The sequence below is a fragment of the Desulfovibrio sp. 1188_IL3213 genome, assembly GCF_036763145.1.
Classification (GTDB): Bacteria; Desulfobacterota; Desulfovibrionia; order Desulfovibrionales; family Desulfovibrionaceae; genus Desulfovibrio.
Genome location: NZ_JBAIYR010000584.1, coordinates 1 through 1,179, shown reverse-complemented (window position 1 = coordinate 1,179; position 1,179 = coordinate 1). Strand labels below are relative to the sequence as shown.

The 1,179-nt window shown below is 61.7% G+C and carries 1 protein-coding gene; it reads right to left on the bottom strand.

What is annotated here, in order from left to right; all coding sequences use genetic code 11:
* Nucleotides 1–1,001 (bottom strand): glutamate--tRNA ligase (gene gltX / locus V6C16_RS13800; protein ID WP_333543499.1); only part of this gene is annotated, 1,001 nt, incomplete at its 3' end.
* Between the last annotated feature and the right edge of the window lie 178 nt (nt 1,002–1,179).

Sequence of the window (1,179 nt, the reverse complement as noted above, 5' to 3'; positions counted from 1 at the left end):
TGCTTGCCGAGGCCCGCCTGCTCCACAAAGGGCGCGGTGAGCGCGGCCAGATCCGCAAGGGGCATTTCGCGCATGAAATGGGCATTGCACCATTCCAGTTTGGCCGGGTCAAAGGCTGCGGCCGCCGGATTGAGATTGCCGCCGTCGAAGAATTCCACCAGCTCCGCCGGTGTGAACAGCTCCTGATTGCCGTGGGACCAGCCCAGACGCACCAGATAGTTCACAAGGGCCTGCGGCAGCAGGCCGTCCTGCTGGTACTCGATAACGGCGCGCGCGCCGTGGCGCTTGGAAAGCTTCTGGCGGTCAGGGCCGAGAATCATCGGCACATGGCCGAAACGCGGCACGGGCAGCCCCAGGGCCTCATAAATAAGAATCTGGCGCGGCGTATTGGACACATGGTCATCGCCACGGATGACGTGGGTTATGCCCATGTCGTGATCGTCCACCACCACGGCCATGTTATAGGTGGGCATGCCGTCGGCGCGGCGGATGACCATATCATCCAGTTCGCTTACATCCACGGCGATCTTGCCCTTGACCAGATCGTCAAAGACCACCTTGCCCGACAGCGGGGCCTTGAGGCGCACGCAGTGTCCCTCGCCCGGTCCCAGGTCGCGGTTGCGGCAGCAGCCGTTATAGCGCGGCTTGAGGCCCTTGGCGCGGGCTTCTTCACGCATGGCCTCCACAGCTTCGGGGGTACAGGAGCACCAGTAGGCGTGGCCGGTTTCCAGCAGCCTGTCCACATAGGCATTGTAAATGTCGGTGCGCTGCGTCTGGTAGGTCAGTTCACCGTCCCAGTCCAGCCCGAGCCAGCGCATGGAAGCCAGGATGGAATCGGTATATTCCTGCTTTGAGCGCAAAAGGTCGGTGTCCTCAATGCGCAGATGAAAGCGGCCGTTGAAATGACGGGCCAGAAGCCAGCAGAAAATGGCCGTGCGTGCACCGCCTATATGCAGGTGTCCCGTGGGGCTGGGGGCGAATCGTGTAACCACTTGCGTCATGTTGTCATCCTTGGAGCAGATTGGTTTTGACTTTCTACGAAAGAAAATTTTGCCGCGCCCGTTTCAGCGCGGTATCACGTGGGCATCCTGCGCCCGGGCCGCGGGAGCGGTCCCGTGCGGGGCGGCGTAAAAAGACGACCCACGGGTGGCAGAACGCCGCAGACATCAGGACTGCTTT